The sequence below is a fragment of the Mycobacterium sp. genome (assembly GCF_049647605.1).
Lineage (GTDB): Bacteria > Actinomycetota > Actinomycetes > Mycobacteriales > Mycobacteriaceae > Mycobacterium.
On record NZ_JBARXZ010000090.1, the window covers coordinates 1 to 25,332 of the forward strand.

28 protein-coding genes are annotated in these 25,332 nt (G+C 66.0%); 14 read left to right on the plus strand and 14 right to left on the minus strand.

The features are described from left to right. The 8 genes from WBB07_RS11335 to WBB07_RS11370 all read left to right on the plus strand — a co-directional run. A partial coding sequence (locus WBB07_RS11335; protein ID WP_526307648.1) for an ABC transporter permease occupies positions 1–889 on the plus strand: 889 nt, incomplete at its 5' end. Between the two features lie 53 nt (positions 890–942). After that, entirely contained in the window at positions 943–1,695 is a 753-nt protein-coding gene (locus WBB07_RS11340; protein WP_526307650.1) for an ABC transporter ATP-binding protein, read from the plus strand. A gap of 74 nt (positions 1,696–1,769) precedes the next feature. Further along, a complete protein-coding gene (locus WBB07_RS11345) occupies positions 1,770–2,504 on the plus strand; it encodes an ABC transporter permease (protein WP_526307652.1) in 735 nt (244 codons plus the stop codon). Positions 2,505–2,518: 14 nt separating this feature from the next. Further along, the gene (locus WBB07_RS11350; protein WP_526307654.1) at positions 2,519–3,655 is read left to right on the plus strand and encodes an ABC transporter substrate-binding protein; all 1,137 of its coding nucleotides are present in this window, start codon (positions 2,519–2,521) and stop codon (positions 3,653–3,655) included. A 2-nt stretch (positions 3,656–3,657) separates the two neighbouring features. Further along, positions 3,658–4,521, plus strand: coding sequence for a nitrilase-related carbon-nitrogen hydrolase (locus WBB07_RS11355; RefSeq protein ID WP_526307656.1), 864 nt, complete (start codon positions 3,658–3,660; stop codon positions 4,519–4,521). Further along, a complete protein-coding gene (locus WBB07_RS11360) occupies positions 4,518–5,081 on the plus strand; it encodes an amino acid synthesis family protein (RefSeq protein ID WP_526307658.1) in 564 nt (187 codons plus the stop codon). The genes WBB07_RS11355 and WBB07_RS11360 overlap by 4 nt, the downstream gene beginning before the upstream one ends. After that, positions 5,078–6,457 (plus strand): aminotransferase family protein, encoded by a 1,380-nt coding sequence (locus WBB07_RS11365; protein WP_526307660.1) that lies wholly within the window; start codon positions 5,078–5,080, stop codon positions 6,455–6,457. Before WBB07_RS11360 ends, WBB07_RS11365 begins: the two co-directional genes overlap by 4 nt. Continuing rightward, complete coding sequence (locus tag WBB07_RS11370; RefSeq protein WP_526307662.1) at positions 6,457–7,266, plus strand: nitrilase-related carbon-nitrogen hydrolase; 810 nt, start codon at positions 6,457–6,459, stop codon at positions 7,264–7,266. The genes WBB07_RS11365 and WBB07_RS11370 overlap by 1 nt, the downstream gene beginning before the upstream one ends. 266 nt (positions 7,267–7,532) lie before the next feature. Here WBB07_RS11370 and lepA read toward each other — a convergent pair whose 3' ends face one another. Further along, positions 7,533–9,452 (minus strand): translation elongation factor 4, encoded by a 1,920-nt coding sequence (gene lepA, locus WBB07_RS11375; RefSeq protein ID WP_526307755.1) that lies wholly within the window; start codon positions 9,450–9,452, stop codon positions 7,533–7,535. Between the two features lie 57 nt (positions 9,453–9,509). Here lepA and WBB07_RS11380 point away from each other — a divergent pair, with 57 nt between their 5' ends. After that, on the plus strand, positions 9,510–10,148 hold the full coding sequence (locus WBB07_RS11380; RefSeq protein WP_526307664.1) for a type II toxin-antitoxin system PemK/MazF family toxin: 639 nt from the start codon (positions 9,510–9,512) through the stop codon (positions 10,146–10,148). A 5-nt stretch (positions 10,149–10,153) separates the two neighbouring features. Here WBB07_RS11380 and WBB07_RS11385 read toward each other — a convergent pair whose 3' ends face one another. Both WBB07_RS11385 and WBB07_RS11390 read right to left on the minus strand, forming a co-directional pair. Continuing rightward, a complete protein-coding gene (locus WBB07_RS11385; RefSeq protein ID WP_526307666.1) occupies positions 10,154–10,753 on the minus strand; it encodes a GNAT family N-acetyltransferase in 600 nt (199 codons plus the stop codon). 8 nt (positions 10,754–10,761) lie between these two features. Further along, a complete protein-coding gene (locus tag WBB07_RS11390) occupies positions 10,762–11,190 on the minus strand; it encodes a CBS domain-containing protein (protein ID WP_526307668.1) in 429 nt (142 codons plus the stop codon). A gap of 214 nt (positions 11,191–11,404) precedes the next feature. On the opposite strand from WBB07_RS11390, the gene WBB07_RS11395 reads away from it, so the two are divergent. The 3 genes from WBB07_RS11395 (at position 11,405) to WBB07_RS11405 (ending at position 13,074) form a co-directional block, all read left to right on the plus strand. Beyond that, positions 11,405–12,235 carry a ribonuclease Z gene (locus WBB07_RS11395; RefSeq protein WP_526307670.1) on the plus strand — a complete coding sequence of 277 codons (831 nt, stop codon included), beginning with the start codon at positions 11,405–11,407 and terminating at the stop codon, positions 12,233–12,235. 195 nt (positions 12,236–12,430) lie between these two features. After that, complete coding sequence (locus WBB07_RS11400; protein ID WP_526307672.1) at positions 12,431–12,574, plus strand: hypothetical protein; 144 nt, start codon at positions 12,431–12,433, stop codon at positions 12,572–12,574. After that, positions 12,571–13,074 (plus strand): DUF5994 family protein, encoded by a 504-nt coding sequence (locus WBB07_RS11405; RefSeq protein WP_526307674.1) that lies wholly within the window; start codon positions 12,571–12,573, stop codon positions 13,072–13,074. The genes WBB07_RS11400 and WBB07_RS11405 overlap by 4 nt, the downstream gene beginning before the upstream one ends. A gap of 9 nt (positions 13,075–13,083) precedes the next feature. On the opposite strand, the gene WBB07_RS11410 is transcribed toward WBB07_RS11405, so the two are convergent. The 3 genes from WBB07_RS11410 to WBB07_RS11420 are packed head-to-tail and all read right to left on the minus strand — an operon-like array spanning position 13,084 to position 16,598. Beyond that, the gene (locus WBB07_RS11410) at positions 13,084–13,923 is read right to left on the minus strand and encodes a transglutaminase-like domain-containing protein (RefSeq protein ID WP_526307676.1); all 840 of its coding nucleotides are present in this window, start codon (positions 13,921–13,923) and stop codon (positions 13,084–13,086) included. Next, positions 13,924–14,901, minus strand: coding sequence for an alpha-E domain-containing protein (locus WBB07_RS11415; protein WP_526307678.1), 978 nt, complete (start codon positions 14,899–14,901; stop codon positions 13,924–13,926). After that, positions 14,901–16,598 carry a circularly permuted type 2 ATP-grasp protein gene (locus WBB07_RS11420; RefSeq protein ID WP_526307757.1) on the minus strand — a complete coding sequence of 566 codons (1,698 nt, stop codon included), beginning with the start codon at positions 16,596–16,598 and terminating at the stop codon, positions 14,901–14,903. The genes WBB07_RS11415 and WBB07_RS11420 overlap by 1 nt, the downstream gene beginning before the upstream one ends. Positions 16,599–16,784: 186 nt before the next feature. On the opposite strand from WBB07_RS11420, the gene rpsT reads away from it, so the two are divergent. After that, positions 16,785–17,045 carry a 30S ribosomal protein S20 gene (gene rpsT, locus WBB07_RS11425; protein ID WP_526307680.1) on the plus strand — a complete coding sequence of 87 codons (261 nt, stop codon included), beginning with the start codon at positions 16,785–16,787 and terminating at the stop codon, positions 17,043–17,045. Positions 17,046–17,271: 226 nt separating this feature from the next. Here the strand turns inward: rpsT and holA are convergent, their stop codons facing one another. From holA to WBB07_RS11440, 3 genes are read right to left on the minus strand one after another with little or no spacing between them, the layout of a single operon-like run. After that, on the minus strand, positions 17,272–18,243 hold the full coding sequence (gene holA, locus WBB07_RS11430) for a DNA polymerase III subunit delta (protein ID WP_526307682.1): 972 nt from the start codon (positions 18,241–18,243) through the stop codon (positions 17,272–17,274). Beyond that, positions 18,240–19,796 (minus strand): ComEC/Rec2 family competence protein, encoded by a 1,557-nt coding sequence (locus tag WBB07_RS11435; RefSeq protein ID WP_526307684.1) that lies wholly within the window; start codon positions 19,794–19,796, stop codon positions 18,240–18,242. Before WBB07_RS11435 ends, holA begins: the two co-directional genes overlap by 4 nt. Before the next feature lie 6 nt (positions 19,797–19,802). Next, on the minus strand, positions 19,803–20,666 hold the full coding sequence (locus tag WBB07_RS11440; protein WP_526307759.1) for a ComEA family DNA-binding protein: 864 nt from the start codon (positions 20,664–20,666) through the stop codon (positions 19,803–19,805). A 178-nt stretch (positions 20,667–20,844) separates the two neighbouring features. Between WBB07_RS11440 and WBB07_RS11445 the strand changes: the two genes are divergently transcribed. After that, positions 20,845–21,903, plus strand: a complete 1,059-nt coding sequence (locus tag WBB07_RS11445) for an NAD(P)H-dependent amine dehydrogenase family protein (RefSeq protein ID WP_526307686.1) — start codon at positions 20,845–20,847, stop codon at positions 21,901–21,903. Between the two features lie 18 nt (positions 21,904–21,921). Here WBB07_RS11445 and WBB07_RS11450 read toward each other — a convergent pair whose 3' ends face one another. Genes WBB07_RS11450 through nadD form a run of 5 tightly spaced genes read right to left on the minus strand, consistent with a single transcriptional unit; the run spans position 21,922 to position 25,199 of the window. Continuing rightward, positions 21,922–22,746, minus strand: a complete 825-nt coding sequence (locus WBB07_RS11450; RefSeq protein WP_526307688.1) for a DegV family protein — start codon at positions 22,744–22,746, stop codon at positions 21,922–21,924. 3 nt (positions 22,747–22,749) lie between these two features. After that, positions 22,750–23,502: a diglucosylglycerate octanoyltransferase gene (gene octT / locus WBB07_RS11455; RefSeq protein ID WP_526307690.1), complete on the minus strand. Its 753-nt coding sequence runs from the start codon at positions 23,500–23,502 to the stop codon at positions 22,750–22,752. Then, entirely contained in the window at positions 23,492–24,169 is a 678-nt protein-coding gene (gene gpgP, locus WBB07_RS11460; protein WP_526307761.1) for a glucosyl-3-phosphoglycerate phosphatase, read from the minus strand. The genes octT and gpgP overlap by 11 nt, the downstream gene beginning before the upstream one ends. Positions 24,170–24,171: 2 nt before the next feature. Continuing rightward, positions 24,172–24,561, minus strand: coding sequence for a ribosome silencing factor (rsfS, locus tag WBB07_RS11465; RefSeq protein WP_526307692.1), 390 nt, complete (start codon positions 24,559–24,561; stop codon positions 24,172–24,174). Further along, positions 24,558–25,199: a nicotinate-nucleotide adenylyltransferase gene (gene nadD, locus WBB07_RS11470; protein WP_526307763.1), complete on the minus strand. Its 642-nt coding sequence runs from the start codon at positions 25,197–25,199 to the stop codon at positions 24,558–24,560. The genes rsfS and nadD overlap by 4 nt, the downstream gene beginning before the upstream one ends. Between the last annotated feature and the right edge of the window lie 133 nt (positions 25,200–25,332).

Here is a 25,332-nt window from a genome sequence, read left to right on the forward strand (position 1 = left end):
CGTGCGCGCCGCGCGGACAGCCGCGAACCGCAGCCGTCGCCGCCGCGGTGTCGTGCAGCAGGCGGCGATCGTCGCGGCCTTGATAGTCGGCGCCCTTGCGCTGTGGGAGGCGTACAAGGCGCTCGGCGCAGCGACGGGTGACCGCGTTCCCTTCACCGACGTCGCACTGCCGGTGTCCTCCTCGGACACCGCGATGCCGCACGTTTGGACCATCTTCTCGGCCCTTTTCGCTCCGGCATCGAGCGCGACTGACGCGTCGCTGCTGAGCTACCTGCTCGTGGAAACGAGCGTGACACTGCGCGAAGCGGCGTTCGGGCTGGCGCTGGGCAGTGCGCTCGGCATCGTGCTCGCCATCGTGCTGCGGGAGATCCCGATCGCTGCCCGCGGTGTGATGCCGTGGCTCGTCGTCTCACAGACGATCCCCCTAGTTGCGCTCGCCCCGATCATCGTGATCTGGGTGGGCGGCCTCGGCCTACCCAGCTGGATTGCCGTCACGATCATCTCCGCGTATCTGTCGTTCTTCCCCGTCACGGTGAACGTGCTCACCGGGCTCAACTCAGCCGACCCGATCCACGTCGAGCTCATGCGGTCACTGCACGCGTCCCGGCTGCAGACCCTTGCGTGGGTCCGTATCCCGGCGGCGATCCCCTCGCTGTTCAGCGGCCTCCGACTCGCCGCGACTGCGAGTGTCATCGGCGCGATCGTCGGTGAGCTCTCAGCAGGCACGGGACGGGGCATCGGTCGCGCCATTCTCAGCGCCGCCTACTTCTATTCGACCGGCCCCGAGAAGCTCTTCGCGGCCGTACTCGTGGCGTCCCTTGCAGGCGTCTTGTTCGTGCAGATCATCACCGTCGTCGAAACACTCGTGCTGCGGAAGAGGACTCTATGACCACCACCCCTGGTACCAGCCCCCCGGCCATCTCGTTGCGAAGCGTCAGCAAGGTGTTCGAGACCGCGAGCGGTCCCGTACACGCGCTCGACGACATCAACCTCGATATCCAACCCGGCGCGTTCGTCTCGCTGCTCGGCCCCTCCGGCTGCGGAAAGAGCACGCTGCTGCGGGTGATCGGCGACCTGATCAAGCCATCCACCGGTGATGTGGAACTCCACGGCAGCACCGCCGCAGAGGCGCGTAAGCGCCGCGACTACGGCATGGTGTTCCAACAGGCCGGGCTGATGGACTGGCGCACGGTCCGGCGCAACGTCGAACTGCCGTTGCAGGTGCAGGGCGCCCCACGCGAGCAGCGCCGCGAGCGCGCCCGCGAGATGCTGCGGCTGGTCAAACTCGACGGCTTCGAAGACCACCGCCCCCGTCAACTCTCGGGCGGCATGCAACAGCGCGTCGCGATCGCCCGCGCGCTGTCGTTCCAGCCCCGCGTGCTGCTGATGGACGAGCCCCTCGGCGCACTGGACGAGATGAACCGCGAACACATGCAACGCGAGCTGCTGCGGATCTACCAGGAAACGAACACCACCGTCGTCTTTGTCACGCACTCTGTCGCCGAGGCGGCTTTCCTGTCGACCGAGGTCGTGGTCATGTCCCCGCGACCAGGCCGCATCGCCCAACGCATCACCATCGACCTTCCGACCTACCGCAACGACGAGACCCGTTTGAGCGATGGGTATTTCCACGCCGAGTCAGCGGTACGCGAAGCCCTGCACGGCGTGCTCGACGAGACGCGGAGCAGCGTGTGACCTCGGCGACGCTGCCTCGCAGCCGCAGCCGAGCACGTGCCCACATGATGCTCCATCAGGTACTGCCACCCGTCGTGGTCGGTATCGGCTCCCTGGCGCTCTGGGAACTTCTGGTGCGGGCTTTGAACGTGCAGGCCTATCTGCTGCCTGCCCCCAGCGCGATCGCCGCTGCACTGAACACCAACATGTCGATGATTCTCTCGGCGATGCAGGTCACCGCGACCGCGGTGGTGGGGGGAATGGCGCTGGGTGCGGTGACGGGCGTGCTCGCCGCATTCGTGGTCAGCATGTTCGAGCGATTCGCCGTCACCGTCCTGGGCATGGTCGCGATCGTCAGCTGCGCCCCCATCGTCGCGCTCGCACCGATTTTCAACCAATGGTTCGGTACGACGAACCTGATGTCGAAGATCGCGGTGGCCGCCATCATGGTCTTTTTTCCCGTCATGGTGAACACCACCCGCGGGCTGCTGCGCGTCGACCCGCTCCACCGCGAGCTCATGGACTCGCTTTCGGCCTCGCCCGTGCAACTCATGCTGTGGGTCAGGATTCCCGGCGCGCTGCCGTCGCTCTTCGACGGTCTCAAGATCGGTTCGACTCTCTCGGTGATCGGCATCATCGTCGCCGAATACTTCGGTGGCACCATCAATGCGCTGGGCGTGTTGATTGCCAATACTGCGGCGCTGTCCCGGTTCGAACAGACTTGGGCCGCCGTCGCGGCCGCAAGCGTCCTCGGACTCGCCATCTACGGCCTCGTGCTGCTGCTCGAGCGCTTGGCCATGCCGTGGCACCACTCCCTCAGCCGGACCTAGGAGGTTCACCCGTCATGTTTTCTCGCAAATGGCGCACAGCGCGCGTTGTTCCCGCGCTCGCAGCGGCCGCGATCGTCCTGTCCTCATGCTCCGGCATGGGCGAGCAACCCACCGCAGCGCCGGTGAACGCCGATTGCGAAAGCGTCGACAAAGTCACCGTCGTACTCCAGTGGGTGGCGCAGGCGCAGTTCGCCGGCTACTACGCGGCAAAAGAGAACGGGCACTACGCCGATCTCTGTCTCGACGTCACCATTCAAGAGGGCGGCACCAACGTGGTGCCGCAGCAGGTGCTGGCCTCGGGCAACGCCCAATTCGCCGTCTCGCATGTCGTCAAGAGCATGGTCTCGCGCGAGCAGGGCGCCGACATCGTGAACATCGGCCAGGTTTTCGAGCGCGGCGCCTATCTACAGGTTGCCTGGGCCGACTCAGGCATCGACTCGCTCGCCGACATCAAAGGCACCCGCATGGGATCCTGGGGCGGCGGTAACGAACTCGTGCTCTACACGGCGCTGCGCGACAACGGCGTCGAGCCGAACACCGATGTCGACGTACTACAGCAGCCGTTCGACATGTCGATGCTGGTGAACCGCGAAGCCGACAGCGTTCAAGCGAAGACCTACAACGAGTACGCCCAGCTGCTCGAGACCAAAAACCCCGATACCGGCAAGTTGTACCAGCCCCAGGACTTCTCGGTGATCAACCTCCAGGACGAAGGTTACGCCTCGCTCGAGGACGGCATCTACGCCCGCGAAAGCTGGCTCGCCGAAGGCGACAACGCCGATATCGCCACACGCTTCCTCGCCGCAAGCTACATGGGGTGGGCCGACTGCCGCGACGACAGCAACGCCTGCGTCGACTTCGTGCTCAAGCAGGGCAGCGCCCTCGGTACCAGTCATCAGAAGTGGATGATGAACGAGGTGAACGCGTTGATCTGGCCGTCCACCAACGGAATCGGCGATGTCGACGAAGCCGCCTGGGACCAAACGGTGCGCAACGCAATCGCCGGCGGGGTACTCACTGCGCCACCCGTCAACGGCTACCGCACCGACCTGACCGAGGCAGCGCGCAACATCATGGCCGAACAGGGCTACGACTCCATGGGCACCGACTGGCAGCGTGCGCAGGTCGAACTCCAAGAGGGTGGCCGATAGCCATGACCCGCAGGACGGCGTCTGCGATCCGCGTGGCGTGCGCGCAGACCGACCCCGTCATCGGTGACGTTGCGGCGAACATCGCGGCAACCGTGGAGGCCATCCGGGCTGCCGCCGAGGTGGATGCAGACCTGGTGGTGCTGCCCGAATGCGCCTCGGCAGGTTGGGCTTTCACTGGGACAGTCGAGTCACGCGCCACTGCTCAACGGCTCGACGGTCCGACGATCCGGGCCTGGCACGCCCAGGCGCGCGACCGAAACCTCTGGGTCTGCGGCGGTTTCACCGAGCTCCGCGATGACGACCAGGTGTACAACTCCTCCGCTCTCGTCTCGCCCGACGGTGTCGCGGCGGTGTACCGCAAGGTACATCTCTGGAATTCCGAGCACGACTCCTTCACACCCGGCGACGGCGGATTCCCAGTCGTCGATACACCATTCGGCCGGGTGGGCATGCTGATCTGTTACGACGCCTGGTTCCCCGAGAGCTTCCGTTCCATGGCACTACAAGGCGCCGATCTGGTGTTGGCGCCCAGCGACTGGGTGCCCAACCCGCATCAGCCCCCGGATATGCCGCCCTTGGCGCATCTGGTAACCATGTCGGCTGCACACTCGAACCAGCTCTACGTCGCGGCAGCCAGTCGCGTCGGCGTCGAGCGCGGGCAACAGTTCATCGGTTCCAGCGTCATCGTCGGCCACGACGGTTGGCTCCTGTCTCGCCCAGGAACGGACAAGCCAGATCTCATCTGGGCCGACATCGACCCGGTCGGCTCGCGCCAGGCTAGGCGTAGCGACCCCTTCAACCGTCCTCTCGGCGACCGCCGCCCCGAGGCGTATCTACAACACATCCCCCAGGAGATACAGGCATGAGCATCGTCGTCAGGAAGATCGTCCGTCACCGCGAGGAGACCACCCGGGAGAACGGTCACGACGTCCCCCGCCTGCACGTCGTCGCCTGGGTCGCCGCAGTAATCGAAAACCCTTACGGTACTGGCGGATACATCGAGGACCTGGTGACGAAGGCCGATGAGATCGGCCAGGAGATCGGGGCACTGTTGGGCCCGGCGACGGTCGAGTTGCTCGGCACCGAGGTCGAGGCCTTCGGCAAGGCCGCGCTCGTGGGCATCGGCGGTGAGGTCGAGCACGGTTCGGCCCTCATTCACAATCTGCGCTTCGGAAACGAGTTCCGCAATGCCGCGGGCGGCACCGAGCTGCTCCCTGCCGCCGAGAAGGTCGGCGTGACAGGCGCTTCCATCGACGTACCGTTGAAGCACAAGCTCGATTCGAAGACACGGTCCCACCATCAGACGATCACCCTGACGATCGCCGACGCACCGCGGCCCGACGAGATCGTGGTGGCATGCCTGGCGGCCAACACGGGACGTCCCCTGGCGCGGCTGGCGACCTTTGGAGCGGAGGTGGCGAAATGAGTGATGTACTGATACGGGCGCGCTCCGAGGTGTGGACGCCTGAGCGGGTACTGACCTCCGACCAGCGTTACGTCATCCGTAGCTGGTCGCAGCAAGGTAAACCCGCCCAAGCGGTCGTCACCCACGGCGAGGGATCGTGGTTCTTCACCGCAGACGGTCGGCGCGTCCTGGACTTCCAGTCCCAGCTGGTGAATCTGAACCTCGGCCACCAGCATCCCCGCCTGGTCGAGGCCATCCAGCAGGCCGTCGCAGAGATGGCGTACGTCGGTCCGGGCTTTGCGGCACGCGCCCGCTCCGAGCTCGGCGAGATGCTCGCCGACATCGCTCCGGGTGACCTGTCGATGTCGTTGTTCACCACCGGTGGTGCCGAAGCGAACGAAAACGCCATCCGACTCGCTCAGCACATCACCGGGCGGCAGAAGGTGATGGCGAGGTACCGCTCCTACCACGGGGCAACACTGGGCGCGCTGGCCGCCACGGGCGATCCTCGGCACAACGCAGGCGGCCAACTGGTGCCCGGCATCGTGCGGTTTCAGGACCCTGACGTGTACCGCACGCCCACCGGTCGGCCCCCCGAAGAGTGCCCGGTCTGCCTCGGCGCTCCGCACGTCGAGGAGATCCTGCAGTACGAGGATCCCTCTACGGTGGCCGCGATCATCGTCGAGTCCATCACTGGGACAAACGGCTTGCTCGTGCCACCTGACGGCTATCTACGCTCGTTGCGTGAAGTGTGTGACCGCTACGGGATCATGCTCATCGCCGACGAGGTGATGGCCGGTCTCGGCCGAACCGGTGAGTGGTTCGCCGTCGACCATTGGGGCGTGGTGCCTGACATCATCACCAGCGCCAAGGGCCTCAATTCGGGATATGTGCCGCTCGGAGCGATGATCGTGGGCGACCGCTCGCGCGAATGGCTCGAGGCCAACAAATTCTGGGGCGGCCAGACCTATGCCGGACACCCGCTGGCGTGCGCGTCGGGGGTCGCCTCGCTGCGCATCATCGAGGAGGAGGGCATCCTCGACAACGTGCGCGAACGCGGTACGCAGCTCGAGCGAGCCCTGCAAGGTATGCGTGATCGCTACCCGATCATCGGTGACGTGCGGGGCAAGGGACTGTTCTTCGGGGTCGAGCTCGTCAGCGACCGCATCACCAAGGCTCCGCTCGTGCCATTCAACGCCACCGGCCCAGCCGCGGCCCCGATGCAGAAGATCGTCGCCGACGGCTGGGCCAAGGGCATCTACCTATCGGCGAACAACAACGTGCTGCGCCTGACCCCGCCGCTGGTCATCACCGAGGCAGAGCTCGACCTCGGTATCGAGATGCTCGACGGGATCTTCTCGGCGGCAAACGACCGGTTGAAGCGAGGAGATAACTGATGCGCGCTGCTGCCATCCAGACCAGCGTCGGTGGGACGGTCAGCGACACCATTCGGGCGACGCAGGCGCTTGTCGACGAGGCGGCCGCGCAGGGCGCCGACCTCGTCGTCCTACCCGAGCTGTTCGCTGTGCCGTTTGTGCAACCGACCCCGGACCCCGAGTACTTCGCCCTCGCCGAGGCGCTCGACGGGCCGTCGAACACCATGGCACGCGAGGCATCGGAGCGCCACGGAATCACCGTTGTCGGTTCGGTTTTCGAGGCGGCGGCGGTGCCCGGTGTCTACCACAACACCTCCTGTACCTACTCGGCGGGCGAGCTCGTTCAGACGTACCGCAAGTCGCACCTGCCGTTCTCGAACGGCTTTCCGGAAAAGTTCTACTTCCGCCCTGGCGCCGAACCACCGACTGCCGTCGACACGACGGCAGGCAGGGTCGGCACCATCATCTGTTACGAGCGGCACTTCCCTGAGCTTGCCCGCGCCGTGGCACTCGATGGAGGCATTGCCCTCGCTCTGCCCGTCGCGTGCGCAAGTGCGCCCATGCGCGAGGTGTTCCAGATCGAGTTGCGTGCGCTGGCCATCGCCAACGGCATGGGGGTCGTCTGCGCAAACCGATCCGGTCTGGAGATCGAAAAGGACTACTTCGGAATGAGCGCCGTGTACGGGCCCAGCGGCGAGATACTCGCTCAGGTCGACGAGGGCGCGGGTATCGCCATCGCTGATCTCGACGCCGACACCATTGCGGCGACCCGCCGGACGCGTCCCTTCCTTCGCGATCGTCGACCCGAGCTCTATGGGGCGCTGGGCTGAGGAACTGACAACGGATCTTGGTGCCGCTCAGCGCGATCGGCCCCGATCCTGGTCAACGGCACCGGTGGTCAACATGCCGACAGTCGAAGTCGGTCCTGCATGAGCAGGACCGACTCAGTCGGCGTTCTCGACAAGGGCATCGACGATCGTCGTCGCCTCCTAGAGATCGCACCACCCGCTCGAAGGCACGTGTTTGTACGGCAAACACGGAGCGTCGCCGGACAAACACGCTCGCTCGGCCTGTTCTGGAAGTGCGGGCTGTCTGGCTACTTCTTGGGCTTGTCGCCCGCGGAGTCTGTTGACAGCGCCGCGACGAAGGCTTCCTGCGGCACGTCCACCCGGCCGATGGTCTTCATGCGCTTCTTGCCCTCCTTCTGCTTCTCGAGCAGCTTGCGCTTGCGGGTGATGTCACCGCCGTAGCACTTGGACAGCACATCCTTGCGGATGGCCCGGATGTTCTCGCGGGCAATGATTCTCGCGCCGATGGCGGCCTGAATAGGCACCTCGAACTGCTGGCGGGGGATCAGTTCCTTGAGCTTGCCGGTCATCTTGTTGCCGTACTCCGAAGCCGAGTCCTTGTGCACGATCGCGCTGAAGGCGTCAACGGCCTCACCCTGCAGCAGGATGTCGACCTTCACCAGCTCGGCCTCCTGCTCGCCGGACTCCTCGTAGTCGAGGCTGGCGTAACCGCGGGTGCGCGACTTCAGCATGTCGAAGAAATCGAAGATGATCTCGCCGAGCGGCATGGTGTAGCGCAGCTCCACCCGCTCCGGCGACAGGTAGTCCATACCGCCGAGCTCACCGCGCCGGGACTGGCACAGCTCCATGATGCTGCCGATGAACTCACTGGGCGAGATGATGGTGGTCTTGACGACCGGTTCGTAGACAGCCCGGATCTTGCCTTCCGGCCAATCGGACGGGTTGGTGACGATCAGCGCCTCGTCCGGGGTGTTCTTGCCCTCGGTGATCACCCGGTAGACGACGTTCGGCGAGGTCGAGATCAGATCGAGGTCGAACTCACGCTCCAGGCGTTCACGGGTGATCTCCATGTGCAGCAAGCCCAGGAAGCCGCACCGGAAACCGAACCCGAGCGCCACCGAAGTCTCCGGTTCGTAGGTCAGCGCGGCGTCGTTGAGCTGCAGCTTGTCCAGGGCTTCCCGCAGGTTCGGGTAGTCGGACCCGTCCACCGGATACAACCCGGAGTAGACCATCGGCTTGGGTTCGCGGTAGCCGGTCAGCGCCTCGGTGGCACCGTGGCGCGCCGTCGTCACTGTGTCACCGACCTTGGACTGCCGCACGTCTTTCACACCGGTGATGAGGTAGCCGACCTCGCCGACGCCGAGACCGGCGGTGGCCTTCGGTTCCGGCGAGACGATGCCGACTTCCAACAGTTCGTGAGTGGTGCCGGTGGACATCATCTTGATCTTCTCGCGCGGGGTGAGCTTGCCGTCCACCACGCGGACGTAGGTCACCACGCCCCGATAGATGTCGTACACGGAATCGAAGATCATGGCCCGTGCCGGCGCGTCGGCCTCACCCTGCGGAGCCGGAATCTGACGCACCACCGCATCCAGCAGCTCGGGCACCCCGACCCCGGTCTTACCGGACACCCGCAGCACGTCCTCGGGCTCGCAGCCGATGATGTGCGCGATCTCGCCCGCATAGCGGTCGGGATCCGCCGCGGGCAGGTCGATCTTGTTGAGCACCGGGATGATCGTGAGGTCACGGTCCAGCGCCAGATAGAGGTTCGCCAGCGTCTGCGCCTCGATGCCCTGCGCGGCGTCCACCAACAGCACGGCGCCCTCGCAGGCTTCCAGCGCGCGGGACACCTCGTAGGTGAAGTCGACGTGGCCGGGCGTGTCGATGAGATGCAAGACGAACTGCTCATCGTTGACCGTCCACGGCAGCCGGACGTTCTGCGCCTTGATGGTGATGCCGCGCTCGCGCTCGATGTCCATCCGATCGAGGTACTGAGCTCGCATATCGCGGTCAGCGACAACCCCGGTGATCCCCAACATGCGGTCCGCCAAGGTCGACTTGCCATGGTCGATATGGGCGATGATGCTGAAGTTGCGAATCTGCGCCGGGGCGGTGAAGGTCTTGTCGGCGAAACTGCTGATGGGAATCTCCTGGTGACATGGGTCGTGCTTGCCCTCATAACGCCCGGTTAGGCCTGTCCAGAGTATCGAGCGGCGACCCTCACGACACAATCGCGGCCAGGAACCTCGCCTATGCTGCATGTCATGGCGACGCAGTGGAAGTCGTTCCAGCAGGTACTCAAGGCCGCCGGTGGGCTGGTCTTCAACGAAGCACCCAAGCTCGTCAAGCAGTTACAGAACCCGCAGGCGATGCAGCGCAACCTCCAGCAGGGTCTTCAGCGGGGGCTGGTCCAGGGCCTCAAGGTCGGCATCGATGCGCTGGCCGCCAATGCTGCCGAACAGCGTGCCGCCGAGAAGCGCGCCGCAATTCCCGCCGGACGGCCCATCACCAACAACGTGGTCCCGACCAGCCAGCGCGCCCGTAAGGTCGCCTACTCCCCCGATCTGGACGGTCGCGCCGATCCCGGTGAGATCGTGTGGACCTGGGTGGTGTTCGAAGACGACCCCACCCGGGGCAAAGACCGTCCCGTGCTGGTCGTTGGCCGCGACAGTCAGACGCTGTTGGGCTTGATGCTGTCCAGCCAGGCACACCACGCCGAGGATCCCGACTGGATCGGCATCGGCAGCGGCCCGTGGGATCACGAGGGACGGCCCAGCTGGGTGCGGCTCGACCGGGTTCTCGACGTGCCGGAGGAAGGCATCCGGCGAGAAGGAGCGATCGTCGAGCGCACCACTTTCGACGTGGTGGCCACCCGACTACGTGCCGACTACTCCTGGTCCTGAGGCGGTCAGCGTGGCTGTCGCCACATCGCCCACATCATCGGTCCACCGTCGGGCAGCGTGATCTCCCGCGTCACCTCGAAACCGAACCGCTGGTAGTAGGGCACGTTGTCCTCCTTGGTCGACTCCAAGTAGGCCGGCGCGTGTTCGGCATCCAACCGGTCCAGCCGCGATTCCATCAGGGCCCGCCCGAATCCGGTGCCGCGGTGAGCGGGATCGCTGCCGATCGCCGACAGATACCAGTGCGGCTCCTCGGGGTGGTGCTCGTTCATCAGGGCGGCGACCACCTGGGCGGCCAGCACCCGAGGACCGAATGCCCGCAGAACCCCGGGCAGCATCAGCAAGCCCTCCAGCAGCGACTGTTTCCACCGGCCGGGCGGATCCCAGAGTGCGGCGGCGGCAATGTCGCCGGGCGCTGTGGTCGCCACTTCGGTACCGGCTCCGGGCAGGAAGTGGAACCGCGTCATCGTCGCGAACAGCCCGGGCAATCCCCTGGCCCGTTTCTCGGGGTCGGGCAACATCCAGGACATCACCGGATCATCGAAGAACGCACGGCCCAGCGTGCGCGATAGGCCGGGTAGGTCGGATTTGCGCGCCGGACGGGTCACCGCCTCATTCAACCCTGGGTGATGTAGGCCTGTAGCTGTTCCTGCTCGGCCTCCAGCTCCTCCATGCGAGTCTTGACCACATCGCCGATACTCACGATGCCGGCCAGCCGCCCGTTGTCGATGACCGGTACATGCCGCACCCGGTTGTGCGTCATCAACGCACTCACACTGTCCACCGAATCGCCCGGCGCGCAGGTTTCCACTCGCACCGACATGATGTCCGACACCGGCCGTCGCACCAGATCGGCACCGAGTTCGTGTAGCTTGCGCACCACATCACGCTCGGACACGATCCCCACCACCCCATCGGGCGACACCACCACCATGGCCCCGATGTTGTGCAACGCCATTTCGTACAACAACCCACCGACCGAGGTCTGCGGGGTAATGGTTGCCACGGCATCCCCCTTGGCCCGCAGCACGTCCGCGATGCGCATCGCTCCTCCCATCAAGTGATCTATCTCACATCAGGCTAAGCCTTGACCCGCCGGCTGTGAAGATGCTGTATCCAACTCCTGGCATCGCGACCACCGGGCTCGGGGTCATCGCAACGGATGTGGCCACCAGTGGGCCCGCACCCGCCCGCAACGGCCGACACTCTGCGGCCGGAACACGCCACACATCGTCGGGCCGTCCGGTTAGGTATGGGCAATGATCAACGTCACTCTCCTGGGCACCGGCTCGCCGATTCCAGACGCCGACCGGGCCGGGCCTTCGACGCTGGTCAGCGCGGGCGGGCAGACCTTCCTCATCGATTGCGGGCGCGGCGTACTGCAACGCCTGGCTGCGGTGGGATTGGGCGCCACCAGCATCACCGCACTCCTGCTGACCCACCTGCACAGTGATCACATCACCGACCTGGGGGACGTGATCATCACCCGGTGGGTCAGCAACTTCACCCCCGACCTTCCGCCGCTGCAGATCATCGGGCCGCCCGGCACCGCCGAGGTCGTCGAGGCCACCCTCAAGGCTTTCCGCTTCGACATCGGCTACCGAATCGCCCATCACGCCGACCTGAACGAACCGCCTCCGGTGATAGTGGAGTACGCCGACGGCACGGTGTGGCATGAGGGCGGGGTGCTCATCACCGCCGGCCGCACCGACCACCGGCCCGTCGAGCCGACCGTCGGATTCCGGATCGAACACGACGGAGCGTCCGTGGTGCTGGCCGGCGACACCGTGCCGTGTGCCGACTTGGATCAACTGGCTTCCGGCGCGGATGCGTTGGTACACACCGTGATCCGAAAAGACCTCGTGGACCTGGTGCCGATGCAGCGATTCAAGGACATCATGGACTACCACTCATCGGTGGAGCAGGCCGCCGCGACGGCCGCACGGGCCGGAGTGCAGACACTGATACTGACGCACTACGTCCCGGCGCTGATCCCCGGCCAGGAGGATCAGTGGCGGGCACTGGCTGCAACCGAGTTCAGCGGACGGGTTGAACTCGGTGACGATCTGCACCGCGTGGAGATCGGCTGACCCCTGAATTCTCCGTGTCGGCGTTGCGGTCTCAAGACAGGAGCGTAGGGTTGGTGGCACTGGTGGCATGCCGAGCACGTGGCAGCTCAAGCCCGTGCCGTTGCCGGTTCACTAATTATCCGGCTGACCAAGGCCGCAGATTGGACCGTCCCCCGTGGCGCACCAGCACAGCCGATCAGTTACTGAAGGACACCCGTGACAGATTTGTACAACCTGTTTTCCCATCCCTACGACCCGGAGTCGACCACCGGCGAAGACAACACCAAGATCCCGGCCCCGACCGCTCCGCTCTTCTCGGACAGCCCGCACCAACAGTCCTCGTCGCCGGCGAGGCCGTGAACGGACTCGACGGCTCGCGGCGCTTGGCCCGACCCGTCAGAATTGCCCTCACGAAACCGCTGGGCAGCGACATCGACGGGGCCTGGTGGCCCCACACCGGTTCGATAGCCAGCGAACTCCCCGAATTGGTCGGCGTTCTCCAGCAGTCCCTCGGCGCAGTCGTCGACATCCTCATCAACTGGTCCGTAACCGAAGGTCCGCGCGACCTCAACACGTTTGCCGCCGGACAGTTCGTCAGCGGTGACCCGGCTCGACGGCCCCGCCTGATGGTGGTGGCCGGAAACGACTCCATCGCGACCCTGCTGGTGGTGCCTCACATGACATCGGACCAGCTCGGCTCTGTGGTGATGCGACGGTCGGTCGCCAAACCGATCCAGCATCCGCCGCAGGACACCAAGCTGCTCCAGATCGCGGACGCCGTCATGCTCGCCGCTCAGAGCGAAAGCGCCCGCTGGTCGGCCTCGAGACGCGCCGAGGCCGCACCCACCAAAACCTCCTGAATCGGATCTCTAGGCCAGGCGGGTGATCTCGACGATGACGTCGAGATCGGTGGAGCCCGCACCGGAATAGATGCCCTTCAGCGGCGTGACGTCGGCGTAATCCCGGCCCATCCCCACACTGATGTACTGCTCGTTGATCTCGGCGTCGTTGGTGGGGTCGTAATTCCACCAGCCGCCCGTCCACACCTGCACCCACGCATGGCTCTGTCCCTCGATGGTGTCGCCCACCTTGGCCTTCGGCTTGGGATGCAGGTATCCCGACACATAGCGGGCAGGAATTCCCATCCCGCGCAACAGGATCAGACTCAGATGCGCAAAGTCCTGACAGACGCCCTTGCCTTCCCGCAATGCGTCCAGTCCCGATGAATGCACCCCGGTGGTACCCGGCACATACTGCAACTCAGCCTGCACCCACCGCGCCGCCTCGATGACGGCTTGCTGGGGTTCGTAGTCCCTGGCAATGCGCCTGCCGACCCGTTCGATGCGCTTGCTGGCCGGTGTGTAGTGAGTAGGCCGCAGGTATTCATCGAATTTGTCGACCACGGCGTCGGTGGCGAGGTCTTCCCAACTGACGGTTGTCTCCGGCGGTTCGGACTTCTCGGTCTCGACGACCGACGAGGAGGTGACCTCGAGTTCGGTGTGCGGAGCATGCAAGTCGAACGCCGTCACCGCGGTGCCCCAGTAGTCGACGTACCGGTACGAGCGCGTCGCAGGCACCGTCTCCACCCTGTTGAGGATCACGTTCTGACGTGAGTCCGACCGTGGCGTCAGCCGAGCTTCGTTGAAGGACGCGGTGACCGCCGACTTGTAGGCATACCCCGTCGCGTGCACCACCCGCATACGCCACATCTAAATCTCGCCTTCTTCGATGACCACTGATCCGTTGCGGCCGGCGTCGGTCCAGTCGACCCACGGAGCAGAATGGAAGTACTGCAGCGCCAACGCCTCTCCCACGTCGAAGCAGGTCTTCTGCAGAGCCGCCAACCGCTCTTCGAGCGACTCCAGTAACAACCCCGGCCCCAGGAACTCCAGCTCGCTGCGCGCCCGGCCCAGCAACCGCTGGGCCTCGGCGGTGGCCCCGAGCCGGTTGTGCGGACGGTTCATCAGCTCGTCGAGATTGTGCTCGGCCAGCCGCAGCGAGTAGAACACCGACCGCGGGAAAAGCCTGTCCAACAACATGAACTCGACCACCCGGCCGGCGTCGAGTACCCCCCGGTAGGTGCGCAGGTAGGTGTCATGCGCTCCCGCTGAGCGCAGCACGGTGACCCAGGCCGGGGAGGACGCACTGTCCCCGACTCGCGCCAACAGCATTCGCACCGTCATGTCGACACGTTCGATGGCCCGCCCGAGAACCATGAATCGGTAGCCGTCATCACGCGACAACGTCGAATCGGCCAAGCCTGCAAACATCGCCGCCCGGTTCTCCACGTAACCCAGGAATTCGTGCGGGCCCAGGCGCTTGGCCGCCCGCTCTCGCTCACCGAGCGCGTTGTAGGTGGCGTTGAGGCACTCCCACATTTCAGTCGAGGTGACTTCCCTTGCACCACGGGCATTTTCACGGGCCGCTGAGATGGATTCGACGATGGAGCAGCCGCCGTCGGTGTCACGGCTGAACGCCACCAGATCGGTCAGCGACCACACGTCGAGCGGTCTTGTGGGTGGCTTCATCCCCAACACCCGCAGCAGCACCCGCGATGCCTGATCGGGATCCACACTGGAATCCTCGAGCAGCTGATGCACTGTGACGTCGAGAATCCGCGCGGTGTCATCAGCGCGCTCGACGTAGCGCCCGATCCAATACAGTGATTCGGCGTTGCGAGCCAACATCAGTCGACCACCGCCTGCTGCTGCTGCTGTTGCTGTTGCTGCTGGCCTTGCGATCCCTGTGCATGACGGACGACCGCGGACTGCTGCTGTTGCTGCTGGGACAACCCGGCATCACCGTTGCGTTCGGCACCCGGTCTCGGGGATTTCGGCAGGGCACGCACCACTTCGGCGGCACCGAGCTCACGAACGGCGGCCGAAGTGCGGGAGGCCAGCACCCAGGTGTCCTTGGAGCCGCCGCCCTGGCTGGAGTTCACCACCAACGACCCCTCGGGCAACGCGACTCGAGTCAGACCGCCAGGCAACACCCACACGCTGTCACCGTCGTTGACAGCAAACGGGCGCAGGTCGACATGGCGGGGCGCGAGCTTGTCATCGATCTGGGTGGGCACCGTCGAGAGCTGCACCACCGGTTGGGCGATCCAGCCGCGCGGATCGCTGCGAACCTTCTTGGAGATGGCGGCCAACTCTTTCTCGGAGGCATCGGGCCCGAAGACGATCCCGTAGCCACCGGAGCCTTCCACCGGTTTGATGACCAGCTCGTCGATGCGGTCGAGCACCTCTTCGCGTTCGTCGTCGAGCCAACACCGGAAGGTGTCGACGTTGGCCAGCAACGGTTTCTCACCGAGGTAGTACTCGACGATGGTCGGTACGTAGGTGTAGACGAGCTTGTCGTCACCGACCCCGTTGCCGATGGCGCTGGAGATCACCACGTTGCCGGCGCGGGCGGCGTTGAGCACACCGGCGACACCGAGCACCGAGTCCGGCTTGAAATGCATCGGGTCCAGGAACTCGTCATCGATCCGCCGGTAGATGACGTCGACCTGGCGCTCACCCTCCGTGGTGCGCATATAGACGGTGTTGTCGCGGCAGAACAGGTCACGACCTTCGACCAGTTCGACGCCCATCTGTCGGGCCAACAGCGAATGCTCGAAGTAGGCCGAGTTGTAGACACCCGGGGTCAGCACCACCACCGTGGGATCGGCCTCGTTGGTGGCCGCCGACTTGCGCAGCGCCCGCAGCAGGTGCGACGAGTAGTCACCCACCGCACGCACCCGGTGCGACGCAAACAGGTTGGGGAACACGCGGGCCATGGTGCGACGGTTCTCCATCACATAGGACACCCCCGAGGGAGACCGCAGGTTGTCCTCGAGTACCCGGAAGGTGCCCTGACCGTCACGCACCAAGTCGATACCCGCAACGTGGATACGCACCCCGTTGGGCGGGACGATGCCGGCCGCCTCCCGGTGGAAGTGCTCGCAGGAGGTGATGAGCCGGCGCGGGATCACCCCGTCACGCAGGATCTCCTGGTCGCCATAGATGTCGTCGAGGTACATCTCGAGTGCCTTGACCCGCTGGGTGATGCCTTTCTCCAGGCGGGACCACTCCGCGGCCGAAATCACCCGAGGCACCAGGTCCAGCGGGAACGGCCGCTCCTGCCCGGACAGTGAGAAGGTGATGCCCTGGTCGATGAATGCGCGCCCCAGCGCATCGGAGCGCGCAGCAAGCTCGGAAGCATCCGACGGCGCAAGCTCGGCGTAGATCCCCTTGTAGGGACCGCGAACATTGCCCGCAGCGTCGAACATCTCGTCAAACGCCTGGTCATAGGAGCCGCGTTGGTCGTAGCCACCGAAGATCTGCTCGTGTTTTTTTGCCGATCGGGCGGTGGCACGCGACTGCCGACCAGTCTCACTGGGCAAGGTTCGAAGACTCACCCGTCACATGCTGCCGCACAATCGGCGTTTCGGCAGGTTAGTCGAGTCGACTTTGGGAGATCGGCGGCCCTGCTGGTAACCTGAACACTCGCTGCCCGTTGCCGGGCGCGCTGGCCTCCACCCTTGGGGCGTCCAGACACAAGCTTCTAGAAAGTGCGAAGGAACTCACGCGTGGCCAACATCAAGTCGCAGGAAAAGCGCATCCGTACCAACGAGCGCGCCCGACTGCGCAACCAGGCGGTGAAGTCGTCGCTTCGCACGGCTGTCCGCGGGTTCCGTGAAGCCGTCGACGCCGGCGACAAGAGCAAGGCTTCCGAGCTGCTCGAATCGACCAGCCGTCAGCTCGACAAGGCTGCCACCAAGGGTGTCATCCACAAGAACCAGGCAGCGAACAAGAAGTCCGCGCTGGCGCTGGCACTCAACAAGCTCTGAGCGTCCGGGCGCTACGCCCGAGACGTCCGCGGCAGTCGCACCACCTCATAGTGATCCACGTGATCACGACGTGATCCTTGTGATCGCGTCCGAGGGATGCGGCTGCCGTCAGTGTTTCCGTGGCACGGTTTCCGGGCAGAGTTCTCGGCAGCGTTGTCGTTCTCGGCAGCGTTATCGTGGTGGCGTTGTCCGGGTGGCGCTAGCCGGGCGTGGTCCCGGGCACGCCTCAGCCGCGACCGCCAGCCGCGATCTCGGCAACCTTCCGCACCGCCGTTTCCAAGGCGTAGTCCGCGTCTGCTGCGACACCCTTGACGTCGGCGTTGAGCGCCGCCACCAAGCGGATCGCGGTCGCCACACCTTCACGGGACCACCGTCGCGACTGTTTCTGTGCCTTCTGGATCCGCCACGGCGGCATTCCCAGTTCCGAGGCCAACCGGTAGGGGTCGCCGGACAGCGGCGCCACCCGGGCGATGGTGTGCACCGCTTCGGCCAGCGCGTCGGCGAGAACCACCCGGGGCTCACCGCTCATCATCGCCCAGCGCAGCGCTTCGGCGGCACCCGCGACGTCACCGACCACGGCCTTGTCCGCGATGTCGAAGCCCTTCACTTCAGCTTTGCCGCTGTGGTAGCGACGCACCGCGGCCGGGTCAACCAGACCATCGGTGTCCGCGACCAGCTGCGAGCACGCTGACGCCAGCTCTCGGATATCCGAGCCCACCGCATCGATCAGCGCCGTGACTGTATCTTCACTGACCTTCATCTTCAGCGACCGGAACTCGGCGCGCACGAAGTCGGCGCGCTCACTGCCCTTGGTGATCTTGGCGCACGGGTGGACGTCGGCTCCGAGCTCACGCAGCTGCCCGGCCAGCGCCTTGGCACGACCGCCGCCGGAATGCACCACCACCAACATGGTGCCCTCTGGCAGGTCGGCGGCTGCCGCCGCGATCATCGCCGCGGCATCTTTACCCGCCTCGGCCGCTGCCTCCAGAACCACCACCCGCTCATCGGCGAACAGCGACGGGCTCAGCAGTTCGGCGAGCTCACTGGTACTCACGTCGCCGGCCCGCAACCTGTCCACGGGAACGTCCATCGTTCCGGCCAGGTCACGTGCCTGGTTGAGCACAGCCAGCACGGCACGCTCGACGAGCAGATCTTCCTCGCCGAGAATCAGATGTAATCCTTGAACCTGTTGGCTCACTCGATGATGGTGCCATGTCCTGCCGACAGGCCGGTCAGCCGCCCGTCGGTGCAGCCAGAGATCAACCAGGCGAGCAGACAGATCACCAGCGCGGCCAGTGCGATGCGGGTAGACAGCAGACGCCAGAGCAGCACAGTACCCACTGTCGCCGCAGCAACCACCGCCGCACCGGCGAACCCTGACGGCACCGGTACTGCCGCGTGCGGGATTCCGGCGGACCACTGCGAAACCGACAACAACCACCACAATTCGGGCCCGCTGAAGCGGACCAGTAGCGCCCCTACGCCGGGCATCACCAGACATACCGCTGCGGCGGTTGTCCCCAACACGGTGATCGGCGCAATGACTGGCGCGACAAGCACATTGGCGACGACTGCAACGACACTGAAGGCTCCGGAGATCCCGGCGACCAGTGGTGCAGTGACCAGCTGGGCCGCCGTCGCCACGCACACCGCGTCGGCGACGGGCTTGGGCCAGCCGTGCCCCACCAGCCGTTGCGACCAGATCGGCGCCAGCACCACCAGTGCTGCCGTCGCCGATACCGACAGCAAAAATCCGATGTCGACGGCCAGCTGGGGCGCCACGGCCAGCAGGCCGATCACCGTGGCCGCCAGTGCGGGGATTGCCTGCCGACGTCGCGACGACACGATCGCCACCAGCGCGATCGCGCCCATCACGGCGGCCCGCAGCACGCTGGCCGTCGGCTGCACCACCACCACGAAGGCGACGAGGACTACGGCGGCCAGTGCCACGGCAATGCGGGGTCCCACCAGCACCGCCGACAGCAATACCGCACCGCAGACGATGGTGACGTTGGCTCCGGAGACCGCGGTCAGGTGGGTGAGCCCGGAGGTTCGAAAGTCTTTGACCAACACCGGCGACAGCCCCGACGTGTCCCCCAGCGCCAATGCCGGCAGCAGCGCAGCCTGATCAGGGGGCAGCACCTCGCGGGCCAACTCCGCCAACCGGCTGCGCAACGCCTGGGCTCCACGCTGGACGGCGGTGGCCGGCCCGATCGTCGGCCGGCCGGTTGCGGTGAACACCGCAAGGGTGAGATCACGTCGTGTCGGCGGCCCGATCCTGGCCCGTAGCCGCACCGACTGCCCCGCGGTGACCTCCCCGAAATCGCGCACCGAGGCAAAAATGATGATCCGTCCCCGGATGTTGCGGTCGTTCAGTAGTCGCAGATCCGCGCGGATCAGCATGCGGCTACCGCCGACAACCCGCGGACTCTCCGTCACCAGGACCGTCGCCTCGACCTGACGCCCCATGCTCTGGGTGACGGGGTGATCACGAATCGCGTTGTCGCGCATGGTCACCGCAATACCGAAGCCCACCCCGACAGCTGCGGCCGCCAGAACGGCGAGGCTCACCGCCCGTGACGTCAGGCATCGCGATGCCACTGCTGCTCCCACGGCAATGACCGCACACAGGGCAGTCATCGGCACCCCGACGGGCCACAGGACGCCTGCCGCGGTGATCACCCAACCGGTCACCGCGGCAGGCACCAACCGCAGGTCGTAACGGGTCGCTTCGGCCGCCGCATCAGTCACCGACCGTCACACCCGAACCAGGTCTCGCAGCTTGTCCAGGCGGGCAGGCCCGATGCCGTCGACCTCACCGAGCTGCTCGACACTGCCGAATGGCCCGTTGGCCTCACGCCAGGCCACGATGGCCGCCGCGGTGACAGGCCCTACCCCGGGCAGCGTGTCCAGTTGTTCGATGGTTGCGGCGTTGAGGTCGATGAGGGTGCCCGCCCGGTCACTCGGCCCGGCCCGCGGGCCGGGCTGGGTGGCCACCGCACCGTCGGTGGCTCCCGAACCGTCCGAGGTCACCGAACTGGCCAGCCCGGGGCGTTGCCCCGGCAGCGGCGCCAGCCCGACGACCACCTGTTCACCGTCGCCGAGATGCCTGGCCAGATTCAGCCCGATCGTGTCGGCACCGTCGGTCACCCCACCGGCGGCCGCCAGCGCATCGGCGACCCGGGCGCCCGGCGTGAGTGTCACCAGGCCCGGTTTCTGCACCAGGCCGACCACACTGACGATGACCGGCTGATTCGCGGCTGGGGTGTCGTCGGGACGCGGGCTGCCCGACGACACCATCTCCACCGCAGGCAGTTTCGCCGCCACCACCGGGTCCGGCTCATCACGGATCAGCGTGAAGACTGTGACCAGGACCGCCAGCACGGCCACCGCGGCGAGCGCCACTGTGCCGGCGCGACCGGGGTCGGCACGCACCGTCTCCCACCATCCGGGCCGCTGCCCCTTGGCGTCGGGAAGCCAGCGCGGCAGGAGGTCGTGCGGGTCATCGGTCCGAGGTGCGTCCGTGTCGGTGTCAATGTCGGATTCGGGGTCGCTGAACACATCACTGGAGACGTCACCGAGTCGGCGGCGCAATCGCTCGGTGGGCAGTTCGGCTGGCATACGCCGTTCAGCTGGCATACGCCCGACCGTAGGTAGCCACGGCGACTCCGAGCGGCCAGAGGCGACCCGGCCACCGTCAGCTGTGGATGGTCCCCCGAGTGTGGATAACCAGGTTCCGCCCCTGCCCGGCAACCACTGAGTACATAATCACAGAACTGTCTACTACCGGGGAGTGCCGATGACTGCCACGCCAAGCCAACGACCACTCAGGGTCATCCAGTGGACCACCGGGAACATCGGCCGCCGATCGCTACACGCGATCATCGGCCGCCCCGACCTGGACTTGGTGGGCGTGTACGCGCACGGCGAGGACAAGGTCGGCAAGGATGCCGCCGAACTGGCGGGCCATCCGGAGCCGACGGGGGTACTGGCCACCAACAACATCGACGCGCTCCTGCAGCTCGGCGCCGACGCGTGTTGCTACAACCCGCTGTGGCCGAGTATCGACGAGCTGGTCGCCTTGCTGGAGAACGGCGTCAATGTCTGCACCACCGCCGCCTGGATCACCGGCGGCAAACAGAGCGCCGCCGACCGGGCGCGCATCCTGACCGCGTGCGAGACCGGCAATTCCACGATCTTCGGCAGCGGCGCCCATCCGGGGATGACCAACATGGTCGGCATGGTGTTGTCGGGCTCCTGTGAGCGCGTCGACGAAATCCGGATCACCGAGTCGGTGGACTGCTCGACCTACGAATCGGCGGGAACCCAGTCGGCGATGGGATTCGGTCAAGATCCCGACACTCCGGGTCTGGCCGAGAGCGTGCGTCGCGAGAGCGAGGTGTTTGCCGAATCAGCGGCGATGATGGCCGACGCGATCGGAGCAGAGCTGGACCGGATGACCTTTGACGTCCAGTTCACCGCGGCGACCGGCGACACCGATCTGGGATTCATGACGATCCCGGCCGGCACCGTCGGCTCCGTGTACGGCTATCACCGGGGCTGGGTGGGCGACCGCAACGTCGTCAGCGTCGGATTCAACTGGACGATGGGCGAACACGTCACTCCGCCGAAACCCCTGGAGCACGGACACGTCATCCAGGTGTTCGGCACCCCCAACATGCGGACTGTGCTGCACTGCCTGCCACCGCGGGACTGGACCGAGCCCGGTTTCATGGGCCTCGGAATGATCTACACCGCGATGCCGGTCACCAACGCGGTACCTGCCGTCGTAGCCGCCCGCCCGGGCATCGTCACGCTGAAGGATCTGCCGCCGGTGACCGGCCGCTTTTCCGGGTGATCTGGCCGTTCACCGACCTCACACATCGACGACCACGGCCAGCGCGCCTGCGCCGACGTGCAATGCCAGCACCGGACCGAGGTCGGTGACAATCGGCGGTTCACATCCGGGCAATCGCGACTGCAGGGCCGCGGCCAACTCGTCGGCGGCGGCCGGGTCGGCGACGTGATGCACCGCGATGGACGCCACCCGATCCCCGATCAGCTCACAGACTCGATCCTGCATCGCCATCACAGCCTTCGATGCAGTGCGAATCCGTTGCGCCAGAACCAGTTTGCCGTCATCAATTCGCAGCAGTGGCTTCAGGGACAGGGCGGTACCCAACCATGCGGCGGCCCCACCGATACGTCCGCTTCGGCGCAAATTGTCCAGCTGTTGGACCACGATGAAACTGTGGCTGCGACGCACCGCCGCCTCGGCGGCCGCCCCCACCGCGTCCAGATCCCCGCCGGCTGCAGCAGCCTTTGCCGCGGCCAGCACGACAAAACCGGTACCCATTGCCGCAGAACGTGAATCGACGGCACGCACCGCCCCGTCGAACTCCCGCGCCGCCTGCTGGGCGGCGCCGAAGGTCCCCGACATCGCCGACGAGATGTGCACGGCCAGAACCCCGTCGCCGCCGCTGCCCTGCAGAGCTTGACCATAGGCAGCGCCCAGCTCCATCGGGGTCGCCCCGGCTGTGGAGGCATCACGATCGTGGATGCCGTCGGGAACTTCGTCCACCATATCCCGCAAGTCGGTGCCGTCGACCAGAATGTGCATCGGCACCACCTGGATTCCGTACGCATCCAACAGCCCCCGGGGTAGCCGCGCCGAGGAATCCGTGACGATGCCGACAGTCATCTGTCAGCCACCGCGCCGCGGGTCGTCGACACCGGCAGCAGCCAGCGCCGTGAGCATCAGATCCGCGACGGCCTCATGACCCTCGAAGTTCCAGTGAATCCCGTCGGGATTGCCACGGCCGGCGTAAATATGCTCGGCCACTGCCTCTTTCAGATCCACCAGGGGAACGTCATGCTCGCGCGCCCAGCTGGTGAGGGCCGCCACGGTACCGGCTCGCCCATGATGCGCACGGGCGTAGGCATCGGCAACGTGGACACTCGGCAGCGAGGCCACCACCGGTATTCCCGGCCGGTTGAAATCGATGGCACCGCGGGTCATTTCGAGGTATTCGACCGAAATCTCAGGCGGTAGCGCCGCACGCGCGTACGGCGACAGCCGGGGCTGTGCCCAGCCGTAGCCGTCGCGGGCCCACCGGCGCAACCACGACGGACGAATGTAGCGGATCATCTCGCGCAGGGCCGTCGGCAGCGGTGACGGCAATGAGTCCATCCCACTGGTGGCGAAGATCACCGCTCCGGCGTGCGGCAACGCCGCCCACGACCGGGGGTCCTGGGTAGCCGCCCACCAGACGTCACGGCAGGTCCAGCCGATCCGGCCGATCAGTTCCAGCCGCCAACCCAACTGATCGGCAACAAGATTCGGCCAGATCCTGGGATCATCGGCGGGCAATCCGCCGGCCGGACCGTAGTACGACAACGAATCGGCGAAGACCAGCAGCACTGGCCGCGAATCGGGGACCCCAGGCTCAAAGGACATCGTTGGCGACCTGGGCGGAGGCATTCCAGACGTCGAGTCGCCACTTGACGTCCTGCGGCCGCGCACCGAATCCCGAGTGCCCCGACAGCTGAACCCAGCTCGCGTTACCCATACCGCCCAGAATCGGCCAGTTGTCGACCGGGATCCCGAGCAACGCGGCCGTCAGTGCCGCGATCAAGCCGCCGTGGGCCACCAGCACCACCGGCCGGTCCGCCTCGGGTTCCGAACCCCATTGCTTTTCTCTGGCAACAAGTTCGGTCACCAACGGCAGACTGCGCTCGGCGACATCCACCCGGCTCTCACCACCATGCGGCGCCCAGCGCGCGTCGTCACGCCATGCCAACCGCGCACCGGGTGCCACCACGTCCACCTCGTGGTGGTCCAGGCCCTGCCAATCACCGAGGTGGGTTTCCCGCAGCCGGGTGTCCACCTCCACGGGTAGACCGGCCTGCTCCCCCAAGGCGGCCGCGGTGTCATAGGCGCGGCGCAGATCCGAGGACACGATCAGCAACGGCTGCCTCTTGGCGAGCACCTCCGCGGCGGCCACCGCCTGGGCCCGACCCAGTTCGGTCAGAACGGTATCGATCTGACCTTGCATGCGGCTGCTGGCATTCCACTCGGTTTGGCCGTGCCGCAGCAGGACCAGTCGTCGAACTCGACGCGGCACGCTCACAGACCGGCCTCCGGCTCCGCCACAACGTCGTCGAGATCGACCGGTATCACCGGGCAGTCCTTCCACAACCGGTCGAGGGCGTAGAAATCGCGCTCGTCGCGGTGCTGGACATGCACCACGATGTCGATGTAGTCCAGCAGTACCCAGCGCCCCTCGCGGGTGCCCTCCCGCCGGGCGGGCTTGTGGCCGGCCAGGCGCATCTTCTCCTCGACCTCGTCGACGATCGCATTGACCTGCCGGTCATTGGAACCGGACGCGAGGACAAAGCAGTCGGTGATGACCAGCTGGCCCGATACGTCGATGACGATGATGTCTTCGGCAAGCTTGGCCGCCGCGGCTCGGGCGGCAACCGCTGCCATCGCGGTGGCCTCGTCGGTGGCGGTCACGGGTTCTCCTGTTTCGTCGTGTGGGCCAGGCTGCGGCCATGTGCGGTATTGAGGTTGTTCTGGTACAGCCCGCGTTTGGACACGTACTGCACCACGCCGTCGGGCACCAGATACCAGATCGGGCGAGACTGTTCGGCGCGGCGACGGCAGTCTGTCGACGAGATCGCCAGTGCCGGAATCTCGACCAGCGACAGCGCATCCGACGGCAACTGGGTGCGCGCCGCCGCGATGTGCTTGCCGTCGAGTTCGAAACCGGGCCGACTCACCCCGACGAACCGTGCCATGGAGAACAGATCCTCCCAGTTCTGCCAGGACAGGATCGACGCCAGTGCGTCGGCCCCAGTGATGAAGAACAGATCGGTGTCAGGGTTCAGCGCCTGTAGGTCACGCAGGGTGTCCTTGGTGTAGGTCTTGCCGCCGCGCTCGATGTCGACCCGGCTGACGGAGAACCGGGGATTGGATGCCGTGGCGATGACCGTCATCAGGTACCGGTCCTCGGCGGGGGTGACATGGCGGCCGGCCTTCTGCCACGGCTGCCCGGTGGGGACAAACACCACCTCGTCGAGTTCGAACAGGTCGGCGACCTCACTGGCGGCGACCAGGTGCCCGTGGTGGATGGGATCGAATGTCCCACCCATCACCCCCAGTCTGCGTCGAGTCACGACTAGGCAGCTTACGGCAGCGGCGCAGGCGTCGAGATCGACGTTTCGCCGCCGCGCTCTCGTAGAAGTTCGCCGGATTGTGAGTTTGGGCGCGCCAGCACCTCAGGGC